General features: G+C 50.3%; 16 protein-coding genes, 1 other RNA gene, 2 pseudogenes, 1 riboswitch and 1 other annotated feature. Of the genes and pseudogenes, 13 read left to right on the forward strand and 6 right to left on the reverse strand.

Features of this window, described 5'->3' with window-relative positions:
- Positions 1-30: 30 nt before the first annotated feature.
- The 6 genes and pseudogenes from HPY81_03620 to HPY81_03645 all read right to left on the reverse strand — a co-directional run bounded on the left by HPY81_03620 (position 31) and on the right by HPY81_03645 (position 4065).
- The gene (locus HPY81_03620) at positions 31-252 is read right to left on the reverse strand and encodes a hypothetical protein (protein NPV26548.1); all 222 of its coding nucleotides are present in this window, start codon (positions 250-252) and stop codon (positions 31-33) included.
- Positions 245-2038, reverse strand: coding sequence for an aldehyde ferredoxin oxidoreductase family protein (locus tag HPY81_03625; GenBank protein NPV26549.1), 1794 nt, complete (start codon positions 2036-2038; stop codon positions 245-247). Before HPY81_03625 ends, HPY81_03620 begins: the two co-directional genes overlap by 8 nt.
- Positions 2038-2595 (reverse strand): annotated as a pseudogene (locus HPY81_03630) (iron-containing alcohol dehydrogenase). Before HPY81_03630 ends, HPY81_03625 begins: the two are co-directional and overlap by 1 nt.
- Positions 2592-2726, reverse strand: a complete 135-nt coding sequence (locus HPY81_03635; protein ID NPV26550.1) for an iron-containing alcohol dehydrogenase — start codon at positions 2724-2726, stop codon at positions 2592-2594. Before HPY81_03635 ends, HPY81_03630 begins: the two are co-directional and overlap by 4 nt.
- A 306-nt stretch (positions 2727-3032) precedes the next feature.
- On the reverse strand, positions 3033-3287 hold the full coding sequence (locus tag HPY81_03640) for a hypothetical protein (protein NPV26551.1): 255 nt from the start codon (positions 3285-3287) through the stop codon (positions 3033-3035).
- Positions 3226-4065, reverse strand: a complete 840-nt coding sequence (locus HPY81_03645; protein NPV26552.1) for an alcohol dehydrogenase catalytic domain-containing protein — start codon at positions 4063-4065, stop codon at positions 3226-3228. The genes HPY81_03640 and HPY81_03645 overlap by 62 nt, the downstream gene beginning before the upstream one ends.
- A gap of 436 nt (positions 4066-4501) precedes the next feature.
- A riboswitch (TPP riboswitch) is annotated at positions 4502-4573 on the forward strand.
- A 110-nt stretch (positions 4574-4683) separates the two neighbouring features.
- On the opposite strand from HPY81_03645, the gene thiC reads away from it, so the two are divergent.
- From thiC to ssrS, 13 genes and pseudogenes are all read left to right on the forward strand, one after another.
- Positions 4684-5982 (forward strand): phosphomethylpyrimidine synthase ThiC, encoded by a 1299-nt coding sequence (gene thiC, locus HPY81_03650; protein NPV26553.1) that lies wholly within the window; start codon positions 4684-4686, stop codon positions 5980-5982.
- A gap of 103 nt (positions 5983-6085) precedes the next feature.
- Complete coding sequence (hemZ, locus tag HPY81_03655) at positions 6086-7633, forward strand: coproporphyrinogen dehydrogenase HemZ (protein NPV26554.1); 1548 nt, start codon at positions 6086-6088, stop codon at positions 7631-7633.
- 283 nt (positions 7634-7916) lie between these two features.
- Complete coding sequence (locus HPY81_03660; protein ID NPV26555.1) at positions 7917-8252, forward strand: hydrogenase maturation nickel metallochaperone HypA; 336 nt, start codon at positions 7917-7919, stop codon at positions 8250-8252.
- Positions 8253-8366: 114 nt separating this feature from the next.
- Positions 8367-10640, forward strand: coding sequence for a carbamoyltransferase HypF (gene hypF, locus HPY81_03665; GenBank protein ID NPV26556.1), 2274 nt, complete (start codon positions 8367-8369; stop codon positions 10638-10640).
- A gap of 63 nt (positions 10641-10703) precedes the next feature.
- Entirely contained in the window at positions 10704-10931 is a 228-nt protein-coding gene (locus tag HPY81_03670) for a HypC/HybG/HupF family hydrogenase formation chaperone (GenBank protein ID NPV26557.1), read from the forward strand.
- Positions 10918-11991 (forward strand): hydrogenase formation protein HypD, encoded by a 1074-nt coding sequence (gene hypD, locus HPY81_03675; GenBank protein NPV26558.1) that lies wholly within the window; start codon positions 10918-10920, stop codon positions 11989-11991. The genes HPY81_03670 and hypD overlap by 14 nt, the downstream gene beginning before the upstream one ends.
- Positions 11992-12022: 31 nt before the next feature.
- Positions 12023-13033: a hydrogenase expression/formation protein HypE gene (gene hypE / locus HPY81_03680; protein NPV26559.1), complete on the forward strand. Its 1011-nt coding sequence runs from the start codon at positions 12023-12025 to the stop codon at positions 13031-13033.
- 188 nt (positions 13034-13221) lie between these two features.
- Entirely contained in the window at positions 13222-13512 is a 291-nt protein-coding gene (gene groES / locus HPY81_03685; protein NPV26560.1) for a co-chaperone GroES, read from the forward strand.
- A gap of 32 nt (positions 13513-13544) precedes the next feature.
- A complete protein-coding gene (gene groL, locus HPY81_03690) occupies positions 13545-15161 on the forward strand; it encodes a chaperonin GroEL (protein NPV26561.1) in 1617 nt (538 codons plus the stop codon).
- 150 nt (positions 15162-15311) lie between these two features.
- Positions 15312-15746: pseudogene (locus tag HPY81_03695) on the forward strand (Hsp20/alpha crystallin family protein).
- 261 nt (positions 15747-16007) lie between these two features.
- Positions 16008-16241: a binding site (T-box leader), on the forward strand.
- A 76-nt stretch (positions 16242-16317) separates the two neighbouring features.
- On the forward strand, positions 16318-17610 hold the full coding sequence (locus HPY81_03700) for a histidine--tRNA ligase (protein ID NPV26562.1): 1293 nt from the start codon (positions 16318-16320) through the stop codon (positions 17608-17610).
- A 21-nt stretch (positions 17611-17631) separates the two neighbouring features.
- Entirely contained in the window at positions 17632-19431 is a 1800-nt protein-coding gene (gene aspS / locus HPY81_03705; GenBank protein ID NPV26563.1) for an aspartate--tRNA ligase, read from the forward strand.
- Positions 19432-19590: 159 nt separating this feature from the next.
- A non-coding RNA gene (gene ssrS, locus HPY81_03710) (6S RNA) lies at positions 19591-19772 on the forward strand.
- Positions 19773-19889: the final 117 nt, after the last annotated feature.

The raw sequence follows: 19889 nt of genomic DNA on the forward strand, positions 1-19889 counted from the left end.
TTGGGTAGTGATACGGGATCTTTATAACCATTATCCCCCGGCTAGCATTGGGAAAACAAAGATTTCTTGATTGTCGTAGAACGTGACTTCTGATTCAAGGATCAAATTACCGCCGGTGGCGAAATATATGGCCTTTACTCCTAATTTTTGTACGACTTTTTCTTTTAATTCTATAAATCTGCTGGTGGTTAACTCTATCTCTTCTTGCGGCCGGTTGAAGACAGAAGCGTAAGTAACCTTAACTTTAATCATCCGCCAGTAACCTCGCCAGAAGTTCCTGGGAAATGGTGCCGTCCGGGTTCCAGCCCCGGAGCTGGTAAAATTCCGGGAGATACTTTTCTATATCCAGCACGTGGCCGTAAGCTCCTCCTTCCGTAAGAGGTTTTCTCACGTGGCCGGACAAACGGTCATCGGCCGGGCTGCTGCCCAGGTTAAAGGAAATCGCTCGTTTGATGGTTAAGGAGTTGTTGGCAGCGGCCAGGACTTTTTCTGGGCTCCAGGGTACACCGGTAATAACAGATAAGGCGCCGATGACTGTTTTCAATGAGGTAAAGGTGAAGTTACACTTGACCAGGCAATTGTCAAGCTCCCGTAAACTCTGGTGATTGGCCACCTGCGCTACCCGACCGTCGAGGTTCTCGCGTGGGCCAGGCTCGATACCTAGATCTTTATCCTTTAACAGTCCCAAATCCACTTCGAAGAAATCGCCGCGTTGATGACACGCTCCGCGGGGGCAGGTGGCATATGACAGCGCCTGTCCGACAAAAGCCCGGGGCTCATGCATGGGGATTTCCAGCCGGCGCACGGCGGCGGCATAATCCGGGGATAGACCAAGTTCCTGTAGGGTTCTAATGGTCCCCTGACCAATTAACCGGCCAATGCCACGGTTTTCGCCCGTGAGCGTCAAGGCCTCGAGAATACCTTCCCGGTTGCCAAAATCAGGAACCTCGGCCATTATTTCGGCCGGCAGGAGTTTTTCCTCTTTTAGATACATAAGGAGGGCCAGGGTGACGCCGGCGGAAATGGTATCAAAGCCGTAGCGGTTGGCCAGGTCGTTGGCTTCGATAATGGTATCCAGATCCAGGTTTTGCACAAGTGGTCCAAACGCGACCGCGGTTTCATATTCAGGGCCATCGACTTTCCTGCCTTTGAAGCTAATCTCCCGTCCGCAAGCAATTGGGCAGCCCCAGCAGGCGCGGGCGTGCACTGAATATTCTTCCCGAAACTTTCTCCCGTTTAATCGGTCGATCGGAAATATCCCCTGGGTAAAATATTTCACCGGGACATCCCCGAAATGATAACCAATGTCAAGGTAACCCAGGGTACCAAATTGGGTAAACAGCTTGGTACTTTTTTGGTAGGCGGCGGTAAGCTCCCGAACCAGGACTTTCAAGGAATCTTTATCAGCGACCGGAACTTCACCTTTCCCATCCACCACGATTGCTTTTAAGTTTTTGCTTCCCCAAACTGCCCCAAATCCCATACGGCCAGCCGCCCGCCCGTGGTCGTTGATTACGGCTGCCATTGGGAGCAGATTTTCACCGGCTACCCCGATGCAGGCGATACTGGTGTTATCGCCGTGTATTTGTTTAAGCTGCTCTTGTGCTGTGTAGGTGTCGAGACCTTTCAAGTTGCTACCCGTTCGGATTTCCACATTCCCGTTTTGGACTAAAAGATAGGTCATTTCTTGGGCTTTACCCTGGATGATTAAGCCGTCCAGGCCGGCTCTTTTTAAATAGGCCCCGAATCTGCCCCCAGAGGTGGATTCGCCCCAGTAGCCGGTTAAAGGGGACCTCTCGCAAACCGCGAAACGGGAAGAGCCCGGTATGGCAGTGCCGGTGATTGGACCCGCCATGACTGCCACGCAGGCTTTTTCTGCCAGTGGCTCGATCTCGGGTTTAAGGTCGTCGTAAAGCAACCTTGCTGCCAGACTACTGCCACCGATGAATTTTTCTGCGGCTTTTAACGGTGTGGCTTTGATTTCCACCAAGCCGCTGGTCAGATCAACGTAAGCGATTTTGCCGGTATAACCGAACATTATTTCACCCCTCCCATTAGCTGGCCGGTAAATGAAGCCATGATTATTTCTTCATAATCCCTGGGCGTAATTGGTACGGGACTTAAAAGCGTGACCGGGTCCATCAGGGCCCAGGAAACCAGTTCCTCAAGAGCTGAAGTAAACGCTTCCCTGGTTACCTGGGGATAAGCCGAGAATTTGTATTCGAATCCAATTTGTTGATAAAAAGCCAGAAGCGCTGCTAAAAATTCGCTGCTGTCGCGGTAATTAAATGCTTGGGCCAGTTCCTCTGGTTTAGCGATATGTCTGGCGTAAAACTCGTAAACGTAAGGTAAAAATGCGCCCACGCTTAGGCCATGGTGCAGGTTAAATTTTTTGCCGATGGTGTGTCCCAGGGCGTGGTCAATTCCCGGAGCGGCATTACTGAAGGCAAGGCCGGCCAGGTTTGCCGCGATCAGCATTTTTTGCCGGGCTTCTAAATCCCGGCCATCCGCGATCACCCGGGGCAAATACTTAAAAATTAATTTTATGGACTGTAAGGCATAACCGTCAGTATATTCATTGGCCCAGCCGCTTAAAAAGCCGCCCCTACCGCGTGCGCCAGGGCATCAAAGCCCGTCCACATGGTTAAAACCGGGGGCATCGAGATGGTAAAATTGGGGTCAAGGATAGCGATATCGGGCACCAGTTCGGGGTGGGTGACACTCATTTTGTGACCACTATCGTTTGCAAGGCACGGATCCCTGAAGTGCCCGCCATTTTGTAGAGTGTCCGCACGATTGGAATCTCAAAACCATAACTTTCACGTGCTTTCATCATATCCCCCCCTGATTTCTTCCAACAATTACTTAATTTTCCTTTATAGTATTTTTTTAAGCGGGGAGTCAATGACAAATATTTCTAAAAATTCATTTATTTTTGCGTTTTTTCTTTTCCTACTGACCCGCGGGGGCAAGATAAAGGGAATTATGTATCATTTTAGAACAGTGTTTCATTTTAACTCGAGGATAGGCGATTATTTGCCAGTAAAAAGGGGCTGAATCAGGATCTTGACATCCGGATATTCTCCGGAACTCAAGCGCTCGAACGCAGCCTGGACGCCATCCAAGTTAACTGTAGAACTGACAAACCGCTCGGTTTGGATGACTTTCTTGGCCATGAGGGACATCGCGGTATCGAATTCCGCGGTGGTATACCCGATCGAGCCTTTAAGTTCCAACTCGCGCAGCACCACAAGCAGGGTATTGATGGGTACCGACGCGTAACTCACTCCCACCAGAACCATGCGGGCGGTTTTTTTTGAGGGCCATGATCCCAGTATTGACTGCCGGGGCAACGGCGGCACATTCCAGGACATGGTCAAAACCTCCCCCGGTGGCTTCGATGAGCTTGGGTACTAATTGTTGGTCAGTAGCATCGAAGACAGCGTCAACATCGCCCATCTTCAGGGCATTTTCTACCCGTAAGGGATTGGCTTCGGTCAGGGCCAGGTAGGACGCTCCGTAAATCCGGGACCAGGCCGCGCAGAGCAGACCAATTATCCCCCCGCCGGTGACCAATACTTTATCTCCAGGTTTAAACCCGGCCAACCGCACGGCTCGGAGAGCCACGGCCGTTGGTTCGATCATGGCGGCTTCGTCGTCGCTCATTTCATCGGGTAGTTTTCTGACCATATAAGGACGAGCAGCATAATATTCCGCGTATCCACCTGTCGCGGTTACCCCGGGCGAGGCGGCCAGGCTGTTTACGCAATATTTAGGTTGACCACTGGTGCATGGGCCGCACTTTCCGCAGGGATTAAGAGGAATAACCGCGACGCGGTCGCCGACGCTGATGGTGTCTTTCAATGCCCCGGGATCAACTACCGTACCGCAAAATTCGTGGCCCATAATCAACTCCGACCGTTCCCCTTTTTCCCAGATATGGATGTCTGAACCGCAGATACCGACCCGGGAGACCTTGATGATAACCTGATTGCCGTCGGTTTTTGGAGTGTCGGTCTCAACCGTGGCTAATTGTTTTTTGCCGACAAGCTTTACCGCCCGCATCTAAAAAACCCCCTTTACCGAAATAAAATAAAAATGTAAATGTGAGGAAGAACCTCTCGCTTTCTTTCAGTTGCTCATGCAATAATTATGCCAAATTCAAAAAATGGACGCGCTGGCCAACTGAAAATATTCCGAGCGCGAGCATTAGGCCGGCCGGCGTCACAGGACACGACGCTCACCGGCCGCCAACAGTTGTAACATTATGGAACAGTTGTTTAATAATGGAGCAATATTATCACAAGTTTTATTTTCACCGTTGAGGTGGACAAGAAAACCATGAGCCCGGTGACGAAAAGCATTAGTTATGGGTTCAAGGAAGAGAATTAATGAGACCGAATGGCCGGCGGTATCGTTCTACCGCCGGTCTTCTCTCTTGCAAAACAGTGCGCATATTTGCTTGAAAAAAGTAATGACTGACCATATAATTAAAATTATAATTTATAATCAGTGCTGACCCTTTGAACCTGAACTGGGTAATGCCAGCGGAGGGAAGTGAGTAACCCTGTTATAACCGTGTTTTCTTTGACACTCCCTGGAGGGAGTATTTGTTTTTTATCGCACGCCTGAAAAATTGTATTGTGCAGTATAGATACACTAAATTATTGGGGGGAGAAGTAAATGACACAACTGGAAAGGGCAAGACGGGGGGAGATTACTCCCCAGATGGAAGCAGTAGCTGCGGCGGAAAGCGTGTCCCCAGCTGCGGTCCGGGATCTGGTTGCTCGCGGTCTGGTAGTTATTCCTTGCAACAAGGAGCATCGTGGTCTGGTACCGTGTGGAATCGGAAAGGGTTTGCGTACAAAAATAAACGCCAACCTGGGGACTTCTCAGGTCTTTCCGGACTGGCGGGATGAGATGGTTAAACTGGAAATAGCACTGGCTGCCGGTGCTGATGCGGTTATGGATCTGAGTACTGGCGGCGAGCTCAAAGAATGTCGTCAGCAGATTATTGCGCACGCTCCGGTACCGGTAGGAACTGTGCCGATTTACGAGGCAGCGGTGAGAGCTCGTTTGCAACACGGCGCAGTTGTGGAGATGGAAGCAGATGAACTGTTTCAGGTGATCGCGGAACAGGCGGCGGAAGGAGTGGATTTTATCACTGTCCACTGCGGAGTGACCCGGCAAATTGTGGAAAGACTGAAAATCCAACCCCGCCTTCTGGGGATTGTTAGTCGGGGCGGTGCGATCATGGCGGGTTGGATGCTCCATCGAAACGAGGAAAATCCCCTGTATGCTCAATTTGACCGTTTGTTAGACATTTGCCGGACCTATGATGTAACGTTAAGTCTTGGAGATGGATTGCGACCAGGGTGCCTGGAGGATGCTACAGATCACGCTCAGATTGAGGAACTAATGATTTTGGGCCAATTGGTACAACGAGCTCGGGAGGCCGGGGTCCAGGTGATGGTGGAAGGACCAGGCCATGTTCCCCTGGATCAAATTGAAGCCAATGTCAAACTGCAAAAGCGCCTTTGCTTCGATGCTCCTTTTTATGTCCTGGGGCCACTTGTAACAGACATTGCGGCCGGTTATGACCATATCGCCGCGGCTATCGGTGGCGCTCTGGCGGCGGTGGCAGGAGCTGACTTCTTATGTTACGTGACCCCAAGCGAGCATCTGGGTTTACCCACGGCGGAAGATGTTCGGGAAGGGGTCATCGCTTCCCGAATTGCAGCGCACGCGGCCGATTACGTTAAAGGAATATCTAATGCCCGGGCCCGCGACCGGGCAATGGCCGAGGCGCGTCGGAGTTTAAACTGGGAACGGCAGCTCGAACTGGCCCTGGATCCAGAAAAGGCACGCCGGGTACGGATGGAACGTAATCCTGTTCCCCAGGAGGCTTGTTCGATGTGTGGTGATTACTGTGCCATCGATCTGGTGAACCGTTATTTAGGACATCAAGGACCGAAGTGCTAAGCCAGGGAAAATGACCTGTTCTTCTGACCCTTCCGGGGTAGAACATCATTAATGGCGGTCCAGTATAAAAGATCATGGAAAGGGAGATTATTCAGAGATACTTATGAGCACGATCTGGCTTGACGGGCTCGCAATTGAACACCGAAAAACTTTGGAGGACATTGTGCGGCTTTTTTTCCCTACTGCCGAAGTTAAGCATGGCCAACCGCAGCAGGACGATCAATTAACATCAGAGCGTGAAGAAGATGAACCAGCTGGTTGGTTAAAAATGTGGGAAGAAGAAGCCTGTGGCTACATAGCAATAGAAGCGGAATTTTCTCTAGTAGGCTACCGTGGATATCGGGTTGTTGCACATCAGCGGGAGACGCTAACTGCGCCGAACCAGAGTGATGCGGCTAATCAACGGAAGCGTGTAATTCGACTGTGTGTGCTCAAAACCCTGACCCAGGCCACAGGTAAATTGCCTGGTCCCTGGGGAATTTTGACTGGTATTCGGCCGACCAAGGTGGTCCACCGTTTGATCGACGAAGGCTACTCAGCCGAGGACATACTGGAAATTATGACCGAAGACTACGCCGTTAGCCCAGCCAAAGCCCGGTTGTTGTACGAAATTGCGCGTCGACAGCGACCATTTCTTCTTACTCCAGCGCAGGCCGAACGCTTGGTCAGTGTATACATTGGAATTCCATTTTGTCCAACGCGGTGTCTCTACTGTTCATTTCCAGGTTATCCCCTGGCTCGACACCGGGCCTGGGTTGAACCATTTGTAACTACCCTGCTCAAAGAAATTCAGGTGATCGGTGAAGTCTTGCACACTTATGATTATGCGGTACAGAGTATCTACCTGGGTGGAGGTACGCCAACCAGTTTAGATATCGGGCAGTTGGGCCAACTGCTGGAAAAAATCAACCATTACTTGTTCAGTTCGGCGACTAAAGAAATCACGGTGGAAGGAGGACGACCGGAAACCTTATCCAATGAGAAGTTGAGTCTACTCAAGGGAATGGGTGTCAATCGGTTGAGTATCAATCCCCAGACGATGCGGGACGAAACCCTGCAGACTATCGGCCGGGCTCATTCGGCTGAAGACATTGTACAGGCGGTGGAGCGGGCCCGACGAGTTGGATTTTCAACGTTAAATATGGATATAATTATTGGATTGCCTGGGGAGACGGTGGCTGATGTTCAACAGACTATGAAACAGATTATGAAGCTGGCGCCGGAAAACTTGACTGTCCACACTATGGCGATCAAACGAGCGTCCCGGCTAAAAGAAGAACTGGTCGCCTGGAAACTGCCGACCGAAGAAGAAGTCGGCCGGATGCTGGAAGTAACCAAAACTGTCGCTGCTGAGATGGAACTAGTACCATATTACCTTTACCGGCAGAAGCGAATCCTGGCTAACCTGGAGAATGTTGGCTACGCTTTTCCCAGTCATGAATGCCTCTACAATATCCAGGTAATGGAAGAGCGACAAACCATTGTTGGCCTGGGGGCTGGGGCTGGTTCAAAATGGGTCTCCCCAGCTGACTGGACGTTAATCAATACTTATAACCCTAAAGACCCCAACGACTATATCAAACGAATCAATGAACTGCTCGACAAAAAGAAGGATATGTTGCACGGTTTAAGACGGAAGCCGACACATTAGGCTAAATTGAAAGAACCAGTAGCTGACTCACAATTCAGAACAACATTCTGGGCATACTTATGATATACCTATGTCAACGTTCTAGAAGAGAAAAAGGCTGTTTATAGAGGATTCTGATGTTTCTTGGCGAAAAAGGTATAGTGATATTACTATTATTTATTTATTACTATGTTCGGAGAACCTGTGTTTTTACGTGCGGTGTTTATGTTAGCGGGAAAAGAGTAAGTGTGCTCGATAACCTGTGTACTGAACCCGGACAGGAAAGGGAAGCGGTATGCATGAGATGAGTCTTGCCCAAGGAATCATGGATTTGGTTCGCGAGAGTGCAGTTGAAAAGGGTATTGAACAAATTAAACGCATAAAGCTGGTGATAGGCAAGCTCTCAATGGCTGAGCCCGAGAGTCTAAGATTTGCTTTTAAGATTATGGCCACAGATAACCTGTTTAAAGGGGCTATTCTCGACATAGAGGAAAAGGAGATTACCTGTCGCTGCAATAATTGCCAAGCGATCTACGCGGTTCAAGATGTGATTGAGCGCCGATGTCCGCGGTGTAGAGCCATTGAGGCTGAACTCGTGTCCGGACACGAATTGTACGTTGACTGGTACGAGGGAGAATGATATGAAGCAGGTTAAGCTGGGGAAAAATATCCTGAGTGTCAATGATATTATTGCCAGGTGTTACTGATGTCAAGCAGCCTTAGTCACCGCGACGATTAGGAGTAAACTGGGATTATGAAGACGAATGAGAAGACAGTGGCTATAAGGATACAGATAAGAGGTGTGGTTCAAGGCGTGGGTTTTAGGCCCCATGTGTACCGCCTGGCTATGGAATATGGGATTAAAGGCTGGGTCTTAAATTCGTCTGCTGGAGTAGTGATTGAGGCCGAGGGCCAACCGCTTGTGGTAGACCGATTTCTTCACCGTGTAATTGAAGAGGCGCCTCCCTTGGTCCGTATCAAGGAGGTAGAAGTGTTTCCCATCGCTGCTAAAGGATTAAGTGATTTTGTAATCAGAGAAAGCGAGCGCCAGGCGGAGAAAAAGGCGCTGGTACCTCCGGACATAGCGGTCTGTGCCGACTGCCGGCGTGAGGTAACTGACCCTGGAGACCGCCGATACCGTTACCCCTTCACCAACTGTACTAACTGTGGTCCTCGCTTTACCATTGTTAAAGATGTACCCTATGATCGTGAAAACACTACCATGGCAGTATTTCCAATGTGTTCTGTCTGCCGGGAGGAGTACGAGAACCCGATTAATCGTCGCTTTCATGCTCAACCCAACGCCTGTCCGGTTTGTGGGCCTCGTCTTAAGCTTGTAGACCGCGAGGGGCAGGAGTTGCCGAGTGATAAGGTGGTAGCCCTTCTTAAAGCGGGTTATATTGTGGCCGTAAAGGGCTTGGGGGGGTTCCACCTGGCTTGTGATGCTACTAATGCTCAGACCGTAGCAACCTTGCGTAGGCGTAAGCGCCGGGAGGCAAAACCCTTTGCAGTCATGGTTCGAGATCTCGAGGTGGCTTACAAGTATTGCCGGGTAAACAAGTACGAGGCCGAGTGGCTGTCATCACCGCAAGCCCCTATTGTGATCCTGGAACGAAATCTGGAAACAATACTCCCCGAACGGGAACTGCATCCAGGAATAAGCACCAGAGGGGTTATGTTGCCCTATACACCCATGCATTTTCTCCTTTTCGACGATGACCTGGAGATTCTGGTGATGACGAGTGCCAACATCTCAGATGAGCCCTTGATAATTGATAACGAGGAAGCCCTGGCAAAACTCGGGGAAGTAGCAGACTACTTTCTCATCCATAATCGCGAAATCTACAATCCCTGTGATGACTCGGTACTCAGAGTCACACCACTGGGGCAGACCCAGTTTTACCGGCGGGCCCGGGGCTTTGTTCCCGAAGGAATAAAGTTGCCCTTCAAAACACGGCCGGTGCTTGCCCTGGGAGGGGAGATGAAAAGCACCTTTTGTCTAACCCGAGGTGATGAAGCTTTTTTAAGTCAGCATTGGGGAGATCTGAACCACCACGATAACTACATGTGTTTTATTACCAGCATACCGCGTTTTAAGAAGATGCTGGCTGTAGAACCTGAGGTTCTGGTCCATGATCTTCATCCAGAATATCAGACAACCCGCTGGGCTCGTAGCCAGGAAGGAATAGAATTAAGAGCCGTTCAGCACCACTGGGCCCACATGGCTTCGTGTATGGCAGAAAATAGTCTCACGGGGGAAGCAGTTGGGATAATTTGCGATGGCACCGGTTGGGGAATGGACGGAGCTGTTTGGGGATGTGAAATCCTGGTTGGGGATTACAGCCACTTTGAACGCTGCGGACACCTGCGCTATATCCCCCTGCCCGGAGGGGATCAGGCCATTAAAAGACCTTACCGTATGGCGTTCTCATATCTTTACGATGTTTGGGGAGAAGAGGCCTTAAGTTGGGCTGAGTGCTATCTAAAAGACCTCGGAAAGGAAGAAAGAGAACTGCTAATCATTCAGTGTCGAAGAGGGCTAAACTCGCCGCCAACCTCTTCCTTGGGGCGCTTATTTGATGCTGTTTCCGCCTTTCTTGGTATTTGCAGTTTTAACCGCTATGAGGGACAGGCTGCCGTAGAACTGGAGGAGGCAGCAGGAGGACGTATTGGTGAACCGTATTCCTGTGAGGTTTATCAGGAAGATGGGAAATGGATCATGGATATGCGCCCGCTCTGGAGGGAGCTTGGCGGTGACCTGAGGAAAGGAAAAGATATAGGCCTTGTCGCTGCCCGCTTTCACGGAACTGTCGTATCGATGCTGGCTGAGGTCGCGACTAAGGTGGCCCGGGCCAAAAGGTTAGAACATGTGGTTCTAAGCGGCGGATCGTTTCATAACCGACTTCTTTTGGCCAAGCTTACGCAAACGCTTGAGATGGCAGGACTTCGTGTCTATCACCAGAACCGGGTACCACCAGGGGATGGCGGTTTATCCCTGGGTCAGGCTGCTATAGCGGGGTGGCGATAGGGCTTGATGATGTTGGGTGAGAGGGATTACTAACGGATTTGATAGATGGGGGGATAGGATAGGATGTGCCTAGGTGTACCTGCTAAGGTTGTTAAAATACTACCACAGTCCATGGCTGTAGTCGATGTACAAGGCAATCTGGTCGAGATAAGCGTGCGCTTTACGCCGGAGGTAAGGGAGAACGACTACGTGCTGGTTCATGCTGGTTTTGCCATGGAGATAATAGACCCTGAATGGGCGGAGGAGACAACGCGTATACTGGAGGAATTGCATGGTCATGCAGAATACTGATCTTCACAGCACCTATCTCTTAGAGGAAATTAGGAAAGAAAAGCTGGAACTTAGTTTAATGGAAGTTTGCGGGACGCACACCATGGCCATTGCCCGCAGCGGCCTAAAGGAATTGATGCCGAAAGGCATCCGGCTTATTTCAGGACCCGGCTGTCCCGTCTGCGTGACGGCACAGGCGGATATCGATGCCGTAGTCGCTTTGGCCCGCGAACCCTTGGTTATCCTGGCTACTTTTGGCGATATGATGCGGGTACCGGGCAGTGAGAGTTCCTTGGCCCAGGAAAGAAGCCGTGGGGCCGACATACGGGTAGTCTACTCGCCTTTAGATGCAGTAGCGCTGGCACGATCTAATCCCGGTCGTGAAGTGGTTTTCCTGGGTATTGGCTTCGAAACAACGGCCCCAGCGGTAGCTGCCAGCATTGAAATGGCAGCCACCGAAGACATAAAGAACTATTCGGTATGGTCTTTAAATAAGCTGGTACCGCCAGCTCTTAATGTTCTCTTTTCTGATCCAGAACTTAGGGTGGACGGCCTCATCTGCCCAGGACACGTATCGACGGTTATCGGTATATCGCCTTATGTGGAATTGGCGGCTAGATACAAGCGCCCATGTGTGGTTACCGGCTTTGAGCCGTCGGATATCATAGAGGGGATCTATATGATTCTGACTCAAATAAAGCAGGGCAGGAGCGAAGCCGAGATCCAGTACCGGCGGGTTGTAAAACCTCAGGGCAATGTAGTGGCGCAAAAGATGATAGACCGGTTTTTTGAGCCTGTGACAGCGCGCTGGAGGGGATTAGGGTCTATCCCTGCCAGCGGTTTGGCTATAAGAAAGGAATATGAGGCTTGGGATGCACGTGTTAAATTTGCACTACCCGAGTTTCCTGAAAGGCCAACCAGGGGATGTTCTTGCGGGGAAATCTTAAAGGGTAAGATAACTCCTTTAGAATGTCCACTATTCGGAAGGTATTGTACTCCCAGTACTCCGATTGGTCCCTGCATGGTCTCTCAAGAAGGAGCCTGTGCCGCTTATTACCGCTACGGTCGAAGAGTTAATTAAAGAAGGCGGAAAAAAGTAAGAGGTGAACAGAATGAGCGACGAAAGAGTACTCTTGGCGCACGGGGCCGGGGGCAAGATGTCTCAACAATTGATAGAGCGGGTGTTTAAGAAAAAGTGGACGAATCACGCTCTGGAGCCCCTACTCGATGCGGCTGTCCTTTCCCTCCCCGGTAAGCACATCGCTGTGACCACCGACTCTTTTGTAATAACCCCTATCTTCTTTCCTGGCGGCGACATAGGTAAATTGGCAGTAGCGGGAACGGTAAACGATCTGATTGCAATAGGTGCAGTTCCCCTCTATTTAGCGGCAGCCTTTATAATCGAAGAAGGTTTCAAGATTGCCGATCTCGAGGCTTTGGCCGACTCCATGGCCCAAACAGCCAGTCAGGCCGGGGTGAAGCTGGTTACCGGCGATACCAAAGTAGTGGAAAGGGGAAGTGCTGACGGTATTTTTATTACGACTACCGGAGTAGGATTTATGCCTCTTGGTATCGAATACCAACCCCAACGAATCGAGCCAGGAGACAAAGTCATCCTCACGGGAAATGCAGGTGACCATGGGCTTGCCATCCTGGCTCAGCGCGAGGGTTTGAGTTTTACTACCCCTGTTGTAAGTGACTGTCGTCCTCTGATCCGGTTAGGGGAAGTTACCAGAGCTTATGGTCCGGCGATTAAGTGTTTGCGCGACCCCACCCGGGGCGGGGTAGCCACTGTTTTGAATGAGTTGGCCCAGCAATCGGGGACGTGTTTCCACATACGGGAAAGAGATATACCGATTGCTCCGGCTGTTAGAGGAGCATGCGAGATGTTAGGTATGGATCCCCTTTACCTGGCCAACGAGGGAAAAATGGTGATTATTGTCTCCTCTGATGCTGCCTCGCAGGTACTGACTGCGTTAAGGCAAATACCAGAGGCTGCCGACGCTGCCCTTATAGGGGAGGTTAAGGCCGAGCCTCGAGGAATGGTTGTACTTAAAACCGAGATCGGGGCCGAGCGCATTCTTGGTATGCTGGAAGGGGAACACCTGCCGCGTATCTGCTGACGTGACCAGAGGCACAACGTCAAGGCCAGGTGCTTGTTATTTATTGTAAATTGTAAAAAAACAGGTAGCATGGCAAGATATGCAAATGGGATACCCATTGACAACCAATTTAGACATGTATTATCATATAATTGTTAGCACTCAAACTGAACGAGTGCTAACAAGATGCGCCGAGGGGGGTGAAGTCAATGCAACTTCGACCCCTGGCTGATCGGGTAGTGGTAAAAGTTGTGGAAAAAGAAGAGAAAACCGCTGGTGGGGTTATTCTACCCGATACAGCAAAGGAAAAGCCTCAGGAGGCGGAGGTGATCGCGGTGGGTCCAGGTCGGACGCTAGATAATGGCACTACTATTGCTCCTGAGGTGAAAGTTGGGGACAGGGTCGTTTTCGCCAAGTATAGCGGTACTGAAGTGAAGGTAGACGGCGAAAAATACCTGATCCTGCGGGAAAGTGACATCTTAGCGATATTTAAAGTTTGATTTTTTAAAATACAGAAAGGAGGCATTTAGTCTTGGCAGCGAAACAGTTGGCTTACCAGATAGAAGCGCGTAAAGCCTTGGAAAAGGGAGTTAATACAGTTGCCGATGCGGTCAAGGTAACCCTTGGACCAAAAGGCAGAAACGTGGTTATTGAAAAGAAGTTTGGTTCTCCGTTGATTACTAAAGACGGTGTAACTGTGGCCAAAGAGATTGAACTGGCCGATCCATACGAAAACCTGGGTGCGCAGCTTTGTAAGGAAGTAGCCAGTAAGACTAATGATGTAGCCGGCGACGGGACTACGACAGCTACTGTTTTAGCGCAAGCGATTGTTCTGGAAGGCCTCAAGAACGTAGCGGCAGGGGCCAATCCGATCTTCATTAAACGTGGGATTGATAAAGCTGTTGAAGCAGCAGTAGAGGAGATCAAAAAAATCAGTATCCCAGTCGAAACCAGAAAAGCGATTGGTCACGTGGCGAGCATTGCTGCCAATGACACGACCATTGGCGAACTGATCGCCGAGGCCATGGATAAAGTGGGCAAGGACGGGGTAATCACCGTCGAGGAATCGAAGGGGACGGAAACCACGGTTGAGGTTGTCGAAGGGATGGAGTTTGACCGCGGCTACATATCGCCCTATTTTATCACCAATACGGATGCGATGGAAGCCGAGTTTGAAGATCCTTATATATTAATCTACGAGGAAAAGATTTCTTCATTAAATGATTTGTTACCGGTGCTGGAAAAGGTAATCCGCACAGGTAAGCCTCTGGTGATCATTGCTGAGGACGTGGAAGGCGAGGCTCTGGCTACCCTGGTTGTCAACAAGATTAGGGGGACTTTAAAGGTAGCAGCGGTCAAAGCTCCTGGTTTCGGAGATCGCCGCAAGGCCATGCTGGAGGATATCGCGATCTTGACAGGTGGAACCTTTATTTCCAAAGATGCCGGCTTTAAACTAGAAAATGTTGGCCTTGACATGCTCGGTCAGGCGAAGAAGATCAAAATTGCCAAGGAGAAGACTACCATCGTTGAGGGGGCCGGTTCCAAGGATAACGTCAAGGTGAGAATCCAGCAGATCAAGACCCAGTTAGAAGAAACCACGTCCGAGTATGATCGAGAGAAATTGCAAGAACGATTAGGTAAGCTGGCGGGCGGCGTGGCCGTGATCAGGGTTGGTGCAGCAACCGAAACCGAGCTGAAGGAGAAGAAGCACCGAGTAGAAGACGCCTTGAATGCCACGCGGGCTGCGGTTGAAGAGGGGATTGTCCCTGGCGGCGGAACAACACTGATCAACGTCATCCCGGCCGTGCAGGCCTTGAAGCTTGAGGGTGATGAGGCGGTAGGCGCTAGGATTGTTGCCCGAGCTCTGGAAGAGCCGCTGCGTCAGATTGCCAACAATGCTGGTGTTGAGGGCTCGGTCATTGTTGAGAAAATCAAGGGGCAGTCCAGAGGAATTGGCTTCAACGCGGTTACAGAAGAATTTGTCGACATGGTTGAAGCGGGTATCGTTGACCCGGCAAAAGTGACCCGCAGTGCTTTGCAGAATGCGGCCAGTATCGCCTCGATGCTGTTGACGACCGAAGCACTGGTTACTGATGCTCCGAAAAAGGAGTCACCTAAGGCGCCATACAATCCAGAGATAGATTATTAAAAATGTGTATTACTGATACATGTATTGTATAACTTGGGACTGAACAGTTGTTCAGTCCCATTTACTTGTTTATTTATGTGTCGATGCATATTAATCAGTAAAATGTCCAAAATACATAGTGAAAAAACTGCGCGAAAGTGGGGTAGTGAAATGCCATTAATTCCATACGAGCCTTTTAGACAATTAGATCAATGGCGGAGAGAGATGGACAGATTTTTTAACGAGACCTGACGATTCCCATTTGCGCCGGCCGTGGCCGAGCCGAGAATTGATGTGTACGAGACAGAGAGTGAGGTGATTGCTGCTTGCGAGATTCCAGGTCTGGAAAGGCGAGAGGATGTTCATATTGATGTTGACGACAATATATTGACCATCAGTGGAAGTATCAATCGCACCAACGAAGTGCAAGAGGAACAAATGTACCGTCGGGAGAGATTTATTGGTCGTTTTCAACGGTCAGTTGCTTTGCCCAGCAAGGTGATATCAGAGGAAGCGAAAGCAATTTATAGGAATGGTATATTAGAAGTGAGAATACCCAAAGCCAGGCCAGAAACGAGAAGACGGGTAGATATCGAATTTCACTAAAGCTAGGAGGTGAGAAGAAAAGTGGCGAAGAGAGAGAAGGATGTTAATGGCAAGAAGAAGACCGCCGAAAAGGTCAAACCAAGGGGACCATTGTCTCCAGAACCTGACCTGATTCCTGGAACAGAAGCCGGCGAAGCGATCCCGGAAAAGAAATAGCTTTCATAAACAGTCACCCTGGTGGTGGCTGTTTTTAACTTAATGAATATTTGACAACCAATTTCCCTTCGGCTACAATACTGCTATGGTAGCAATTTGTTAAATTTGAATGCGATGATCAGGAGAGTAGCTTGGAACTGCGTCGCCAGGGAGGAGACACCGTGACTGAAAGTGACTCTCGACGTCGGCCAGGTGAAAAACACCTGGGAGTGGGTTGCCTGAAAGAGGTTAAAAAGCAAGTAAGGTAACTCGGGTGGCCGCCGTTAACCGGCTGGAAGCGGAGTAACCGATAGGTTATTCAATTAGGGTGGCACCGCGGGAAGACCTCTCGTCCCTACACGAAGTTTAGTGTTGGCATGAGGGGCTTTTATTTTATATTTTATTATATTATAGCTGAGGATAGGGAGGGGTATCTTTGTTAACAACCGGTCCGCGAGGGACAAATGATATCTTGCCAGGAGAGGTCGAAAAATGGCAATACCTGGAGAGACAGATCCGTGAACTCTGCCGGGAGTATGGGTATGCTGAGATCCGGACGCCAATTTTTGAACATACCGAGTTGTTTCAACGTGGGGTAGGTGAAACTACCGATATCGTCGAAAAGGAGATGTACACGTTCTTAGATCGGGGAGAACGCAGCATTACCTTGCGCCCAGAGGGGACAGCGCCAACGGTCAGGGCCTTTCTGGAACACAAACTGCAGGCACAACCCCAGCCCACTAAATTATTTTACATCGGGCCGATGTTCCGCTATGATCGTCCCCAGGCGGGGCGGTACCGCCAGTTTCACCAGTTTGGGGTTGAGGTGTTTGGGTCGAATGACCCCATGGTAGATGCGGAAGTTATCGCCATGGCCATGGATTTGTACGACCGTTTAGGACTAACTGACCTGGAACTGCAGATTAACAGCGTCGGTTGCCCAAACTGCCGAGGAAAACACCGGGAGGCCCTGCAGGCTTTCTTGCAGCCGCACCTGGAGAATCTTTGCCCAAACTGTCGTGGTCGATTCGAGCGTAACCCGATGCGGATTCTCGACTGCAAGAGCGAACACTGTCAGGCTTTAACCAGAGAGGCCCCAACGACAACCCGGTGCTTGTGCTCTGGGTGTGCGGCCCACTTTGCTGCCGTCCAGAAGTACTTAAATTTATTAAATATTCCTTACGTGGTCAATGAGCGATTGGTCCGCGGCCTGGACTACTATACCAATACCGCGTTTGAGATCGTGGCGAAGGACATTGGGGCGCAGAGTTCCATCGGGGGTGGCGGCAGATACAATGGCTTGATGGAACAATGCGGTGGGCCGGCGCTGCCCGGCATTGGTTACGCCCTGGGCCTGGAGCGCATCTTGCTGACCTTGGAGCAGCAAGGGGTCAACCTGCCAGTGGAAACTAATTTCGATGTTTTCATTGCTGCCCTGGGGGAAACCGCCCGGTCGCGAGTATTTCCTCTCTTGTTTGCGCTCCGTCGGCTCGGGGTCAGAGCGGACATGGATTATTTAAATCGCAGTTTAAAGGCGCAGATGAAGTATGCCAATAAATATCAAGCAAAATATACTGTGATAGTTGGTGACAACGAGTTGAGTCGAGGGGTAGCGACTGTACGGGAGATGGCAACGGGTGCTCAGGTGGAGTTACCATTGGCTGATCTGGCTGATCAGCTCAGGTCGCGGCTCGAAGACGATTTGCAGAAGGAACTTGATTTAATATAAATGGTGGGAGGAGTCAAGAAGATGACTGAAACCAGTGAATCAATCCAGGGGTTAAAAAGAACTCATTCCTGTGGTGAACTGACCAGTGCTCAAGTTGGACAGAAAGTGGTATTAATGGGTTGGGTTCAGCGGCGGCGTGACCACGGAGGACTTATTTTTGTTGACCTGCGCGACCGGTCGGGTCTGGTACAGGTGGTATTCAGCCCAGAGGTGAGCCAATCGGCCTTTGCCAAAGCAGAAATCGTTCGCAGTGAGTATGTGCTGGCTGTAATTGGAGAGGTCAGACAGCGCCCGGCGGGTACGGTTAATCCTAACCTAGCTACAGGTGAAATTGAGGTTTATGCGAGGGAAACCCGCATTCTTAATAAGGCAAAGACTCCGCCATTCTACATTGAGGATGGGATTGACGTCGATGAGATTATTCGCCTGCGGTATCGCTACCTGGACTTACGAAGGCCGGAAATGCAGCGCAATCTGATCCTGCGCCACCGAGTAACCAAGGCAATGCGTGATTTTCTCGACCAGCGGGGTTTCCTCGAAATCGAAACCCCTATGCTGACGAAGAGCACACCGGAAGGGGCACGGGACTACCTTGTGCCCAGCCGGGTTCACCCAGGCGAATTTTATGCATTGCCCCAGTCACCACAGATCTTCAAGCAGATTCTTATGGTGGCGGGGATGGAGAAATACTTCCAGATCGTGCGGTGTTTCCGGGACGAAGACCTCCGGGCCGACCGCCAACCTGAGTTCACTCAACTGGATATAGAGATGTCGTTCATAGACCAGGATGAGATTTTGAGTTTGATGGAACAACTGGTGGCGCACATCTTCAAGCAAGCCCTGGGCAGAGAATTAACGACGCCATTTCCACGACTGACGTATCAAGAGGCGATCAATCGTTTTGGTTCGGACAAGCCCGACTTAAGGTTTGGTCTAGAATTGAAAGATGTTTCTGATCTGGTGAATAATGTTGAGTTCAAGGTGTTTACCAATGCGTTGAAGGAAGGCGGCCAGGTCAAAGGCATAAATGCTGTGGGCTGCGCCAGCTTCTCCCGTAAAGAACTGGATGATTTAACCAGCTTTGTGGGAAATTATGGAGCAAAAGGTCTGGCCTGGATGCAGATAACGGCGGAAGGAGTCAAATCGCCGATTGCCAAGTTCTTTACCGAGGAGCAGTTGCAGACACTAATCCAGCGTTTGGAGGGCAAACCAGGTGACTTGTTGCTGTTTGTCGCTGACCAGCCAGGGGTGGTGGCTGACGCCCTTGGCCATCTCCGTCTGGAACTGGGGAATCGCTTAAACCTGATCGACCGGGATGAGTTTAAATTTGTCTGGATCGTGGAATTCCCATTACTAGAATACGACCACGAAGAAAAACGCTGGGTGGCCATGCACCATCCATTTACTTCCCCGGTAGATGAGGACATTCCGTTGATGGATACTGATCCCGGCAAGGTCAGGGCGAAGGCGTATGACCTAGCCTTGAACGGAATTGAGGTTGGCGGAGGAAGTATCCGGATTCACCGTCGAGTGATTCAGGAAAAAATGTTCCGCCTTTTGGGTTTAACTGATGATGAGGTTCAGGAGAAATTTGGGTTTATGCTGGAAGCTTTTGAGTATGGAACTCCTCCTCATGGTGGAATCGCCTTTGGGTTGGATCGGTTGGTCATGCTGATGGCTGGTCGGGAGAGCATTCGGGATGTAATCGCTTTCCCTAAGACCCAGAGCGCGACTGACTTAATGACCAGGGCACCATCGCCAGTGACACCCAAACAAGTCAGGGAACTGCACATTCGGCTCGACGTAGCGGTCAAAAAGTGAATGGACTCAGAGCAGGCTTTCAGAAACAACCTGGGTGTTTGGTCCCGGTCGTGTAATTTTGAAAAAGGCTGGAACCCAAAGGGTTAGAGGTACTTGGCACTTGAATGAGGCCTGGGACTATGGTAATATTGAGATGGAAAAATTGAACGTTTGTAGGTTAACGCCCTACTGTGTTCGTGAAGCTGCCGATAAGTTTTGAGCCAACACCAACACATAGGGAGCCTGGACTCTGGCTGTGGCTGATATGCCCCCAGCGAGGGGACATCAAAGACACTCAGGAGGGCACCCACCTGCCGAGAGCAGGTTCAAAACATCGGCCCCACGGCATGGGTGGGGTTTCCTTTTTTTGTGGCTTAAGATAGCCAACGGTCTGCACCATATAAATTTGGCAATTTACTTTTTACACCAGAAATGATATCATGGCAATATCAATAAGATACTAAGATGGAGGGGATTAT

The organism is Bacillota bacterium (genome assembly GCA_013178045.1).
In the GTDB taxonomy this organism is placed as follows: Bacteria; Bacillota; Ch66; order Ch66; family Ch66; genus Ch66.

Bases quoted from the DNA above. Each gene is read 5' to 3' on its own strand.
- HPY81_03620 (NPV26548.1), bottom strand. From the start codon at position 252: ATGATTAAAGTTAAGGTTACTTACGCTTCTGTCTTCAACCGGCCGCAA.
- HPY81_03625 (NPV26549.1), bottom strand. From the start codon at position 2,038: ATGTTCGGTTATACCGGCAAAATCGCTTACGTTGATCTGACCAGCGGC.
- HPY81_03635 (NPV26550.1), bottom strand. From the start codon at position 2,726: ATGAGTGTCACCCACCCCGAACTGGTGCCCGATATCGCTATCCTTGAC.
- HPY81_03645 (NPV26552.1), bottom strand. From the start codon at position 4,065: ATGCGGGCGGTAAAGCTTGTCGGCAAAAAACAATTAGCCACGGTTGAG.
- thiC (NPV26553.1), top strand. From the start codon at position 4,684: ATGACACAACTGGAAAGGGCAAGACGGGGGGAGATTACTCCCCAGATG.
- hemZ (NPV26554.1), top strand. From the start codon at position 6,086: ATGAGCACGATCTGGCTTGACGGGCTCGCAATTGAACACCGAAAAACT.
- HPY81_03660 (NPV26555.1), top strand. From the start codon at position 7,917: ATGAGTCTTGCCCAAGGAATCATGGATTTGGTTCGCGAGAGTGCAGTT.
- hypF (NPV26556.1), top strand. From the start codon at position 8,367: ATGAAGACGAATGAGAAGACAGTGGCTATAAGGATACAGATAAGAGGT.
- HPY81_03670 (NPV26557.1), top strand. From the start codon at position 10,704: ATGTGCCTAGGTGTACCTGCTAAGGTTGTTAAAATACTACCACAGTCC.
- hypD (NPV26558.1), top strand. From the start codon at position 10,918: ATGCAGAATACTGATCTTCACAGCACCTATCTCTTAGAGGAAATTAGG.
- hypE (NPV26559.1), top strand. From the start codon at position 12,023: ATGAGCGACGAAAGAGTACTCTTGGCGCACGGGGCCGGGGGCAAGATG.
- groES (NPV26560.1), top strand. From the start codon at position 13,222: ATGCAACTTCGACCCCTGGCTGATCGGGTAGTGGTAAAAGTTGTGGAA.
- aspS (NPV26563.1), top strand. From the start codon at position 17,632: ATGACTGAAACCAGTGAATCAATCCAGGGGTTAAAAAGAACTCATTCC.